Genomic DNA, 3196 nt, shown 5'->3' with positions numbered 1-3196 from the left:
GGAGTCGGCCGTGCGGGCGCACCACCGGGTGATCGCCGAACTCGCCCGGTCCGGCCGCACCCTGCCGCTGCGCTTCGCCACCCTCTACCGGGACGACCGCGGCGCCGCCGCGTTCCTCCGCGGCGCCGGCCCCCGTCTCCGGGCCGCCCTGGACCGGGTCGCCGACCACGCCGAGTGGGGCGTCAAGGTGTACCTGGACGCCGCCGCCCCGGACCCCGCCGAGGTCGGGGCTCCCGCCGACCGGCCCGGCACCGCGTACCTGCTGCGCCGCCGCGCCCAACGCGACGCCCTCGCCCGCCGGTTCGAGGAGGCCGCGGCAGGTGCCCGGGAGATCCACGCGACGCTCGCCGCCCGTGCGGGCCGGGCCGCCGAGCACCCGCTGCAGTCCGCGGAGGCGAGCGGCCGGTCCGACCCGATGCTGCTGAACGGCGCCTATCTGGTCGAGCAGGACAGGGCCGCCGAGTTCGGCGCGGCCGTCACCGACCTCGGCCGCCGATTCACCGGGGTCCGCCTGGAGCTGACCGGTCCGTGGCCGCCGTACTCCTTCGCCGACATCCAGCCCGAACCGGCACCGGAGCCCGAACCGGCACCGGAGCCCGAACCGGCACCGGAGGCCGCACCGGACCACGTGCCGGCGGGACGGGCCGAGCAGGGGTGGCCGGCCAAGACCCCGTCGGCCGAGGGCGGGTGAGCCGCCGTGACCGCCCCAGGCGCCGTGACCACCGCGGGCGAGGTCGCCCGGACGTCTCCGTACCCCGTGGACGACCGCAGGATCGCCCTGGTCGACCTGCTCGACCGGCTGCTCGCCGGCGGCGTGGTCGTCACCGGCGAGATCACCCTCGGCATCGCGGACGTCGATCTCGTCCGGATCAGCCTGCGCGCTCTGATCTCCTCGGTCGGCACCCTGGCCGCCCAGTACGTCGACTCCGCCGGGGAGTCCGGGCCGGACGCACCGGACGCACCGGACGCATCGGACGCGCCGGACGCGGAGGTCGCGGAGGGCGCGCCGTGACCGCACCGGGAGACGGCCGGGCGCCGCGCACCGCGGTCCCGGGCCGCCGGATCGAGCTGGACCCGGAGGCGGTCGGCCGGGACCTCGCCGCGCTCGTCCTCACCGTGGTCGAGCTGCTGCGGCAGCTGATGGAGCGCCAGGCCCTGCGACGGATGGACGCCGGCGACCTCACCGAGGACCGGATCGAGGTGCTCGGCCGCACCCTGATGGCGCTGGAGGAGCGGATGGACGAGCTCCGCGAGCACTTCGGTCTGCGGCCCGAGGACCTCAACATCGACCTCGGGCCGCTGGGCCCGCTGCTCCCCCCGGAGTGACCCGCAGGCCGTCCGGGGGGAGCAGCGGGCCCGTCGGCGCGTTCAGTCGGCGCACTCCTTGCAGATCGGCTGACCGCTGGAGTTCTCGCCGGCGAGCTGGCTGCGGTGCCGCACCATGAAGCAGCTCGCGCAGGTGAACTCGTCCTGCTGCTTGGGCAGGACCTGCACGGTGAGTTCTTCGCCCGACAGGTCGGCTCCCGGCAGTTCGAGTCCCTCGGCCGCGTCGAACTCGTCGACGTCGACCTTGCCGTCGGCGCGTTCCGCCCGGTGGGCCTTGAGCTCCTCGATGCTGTCGTCGGAGCTCTCGTCGTCGCCCTTGCGGGGGGCGTCGTAGTCGGTGGCCACGGTGTCGTCCCTTCATGGACTGGTGGACTGGTTGACCTCGGGGGAGACCAGCCTCCCTCCGGAGCCGTTCCCGCGCACCCGCTGCGGAGCGCGCGGTACGGCGGGGCGGATCAGAGCCGGACGGCGACCAGCGCGATGTCGTCGGTGCCCTGACCGTCGTCCGCGCCCAGGTCGGCGAGGACGGCGTCCGCCAGCGCCTCCGGGCCGAGCCCGCGGTGCCGGGCGGCGCTGGCGGTGAGCCGTTCCAGCCCCACGTCGATGTCCTCGCCGCGCCGCTCGATGAGGCCGTCGGTGTAGAGCACCAGGGTGGCGCCCGGCCGGTACCCGGCGGCCGCCTCGGAGCGCGGGATCTCGTTCTCCCAGGCGCCGAGCGGCGGGTCGGTGGCCCCGTCGAGCACCTGGACGGAACCGTCCGCGTGGACGAGCACCGGCGGCGGGTGCCCGGCGCTGCTGTAGCGGACGGTGCGGGTGGAGCGGTCGACGACGGTCTGCACCGCGGTCGTCGACAGCGCGCCCTCGACGGTCACCGCGTAGCGGGCCAGGGTCTTCAGCGCCTGCGCCGGCTGCCGGGTGGCGCGCAGGGCGGCGTTGAGCGCGCTGTGCAGCCGGCCCATGATCCCGGCCGCCTCCAGTCCGTGGCCGACCACGTCGCCGACCGCGACACCGAGCAGCGACCGGTCCAGGTCGACCAGGTCGTACCAGTCCCCGCACACGTTCAGCGTCCGGGTCGCGGGCTGGTAGCGGACCGCCGCGAAGGAGCGGTGCGCCGGCGGCACGGCGGGCAGCAGCGACCGCTGCAGGCTCAGCGCCACCTCGCGCTCGCGGGCGTGCGCCTGCCGCAGCTCCTCGTTGAGGTCGGCGAGCTCCTGCGCCCGGGCCAGCAGGTCCGCCGCCATGTGCGCCTCCCGGGTGAGGCCGGTCAGCACCGTGCCGTCCGCCGGACCACGGCCGTCGAGGATGCTCCGCACCAGGGCGGTGACCTCCTCGACCCGGTGCACGATCGCGACCACCTCGCCGTCCGCGCCCAGCACCGGTGTGTTCAGCGTGCTCCAGTACCGTTCCTCGAACACCCCCGGCCGGTCGGTGTGGTCGACCCCGTACTTCTGCAGCGGCATGCTGTCGCTCTGCCGGGTGGTGATCACCCGCTGCAGCGAGGCGCGCAGCGGGACGGCGCCGGTTGTCTCGCCGTGCGCGGGGTCACCGGGGAAGACGTCGAACAGCAGGCGGCCCACCAGCTCCGCGCGGTTGCGGCCGGACACCCGCAGATAGGCCTCGTTGGCGTCCGCCATCACCAGGCCGGGGGTCAGGACGAGCATGGGGCTGGGCGTCGCCCGGAACGCCGCCCCGTAGTCCACAGCCGGCGCGTCCACACCCGCTCCTCGGTCGTGATCATCCCGTGGGGTGCCCTCAATCTACGCCCGTCATGTGGGTCACGCCCGGTGCGCCGCTGCCGCCCGGACGCCGTGCCGGAGCCGGTGGAGCACCGTGGCCCGCGGAGCACCGGCAGTGCCGGGCCCGGCGGCAC

General features: G+C 75.5%; 5 protein-coding genes. 3 read left to right on the top strand and 2 right to left on the bottom strand.

The window, feature by feature from the left end:
• The 3 genes from ABZ641_RS30610 to ABZ641_RS30600 form a co-directional block, all read left to right on the top strand.
• Positions 1–691, top strand: a 691-nt coding sequence (locus ABZ641_RS30610; RefSeq protein WP_359987005.1) for a GvpL/GvpF family gas vesicle protein, incomplete at its 5' end; no start/stop codon positions are given.
• Positions 692–715: 24 nt separating this feature from the next.
• On the top strand, positions 716–1012 hold the full coding sequence (locus tag ABZ641_RS30605; protein WP_359987008.1) for a gas vesicle protein: 297 nt from the start codon (positions 716–718) through the stop codon (positions 1010–1012).
• A complete protein-coding gene (locus tag ABZ641_RS30600) occupies positions 1009–1326 on the top strand; it encodes a gas vesicle protein K (protein WP_359987003.1) in 318 nt (105 codons plus the stop codon). Before ABZ641_RS30605 ends, ABZ641_RS30600 begins: the two co-directional genes overlap by 4 nt.
• A 42-nt stretch (positions 1327–1368) precedes the next feature.
• On the opposite strand, the gene ABZ641_RS30595 is transcribed toward ABZ641_RS30600, so the two are convergent.
• Complete coding sequence (locus ABZ641_RS30595) at positions 1369–1671, bottom strand: DUF4193 domain-containing protein (protein ID WP_344628380.1); 303 nt, start codon at positions 1669–1671, stop codon at positions 1369–1371.
• A 110-nt stretch (positions 1672–1781) separates the two neighbouring features.
• The gene (locus ABZ641_RS30590; RefSeq protein ID WP_344628381.1) at positions 1782–3041 is read right to left on the bottom strand and encodes a SpoIIE family protein phosphatase; all 1260 of its coding nucleotides are present in this window, start codon (positions 3039–3041) and stop codon (positions 1782–1784) included.
• Positions 3042–3196: the final 155 nt, after the last annotated feature.

This window comes from Kitasatospora sp. NPDC007106 (assembly GCF_040634455.1).
In the GTDB taxonomy this organism is placed as follows: Bacteria; Actinomycetota; Actinomycetes; order Streptomycetales; family Streptomycetaceae; genus Kitasatospora; species Kitasatospora arboriphila.
This window is presented reverse-complemented; position numbering and strand designations above follow the sequence as displayed.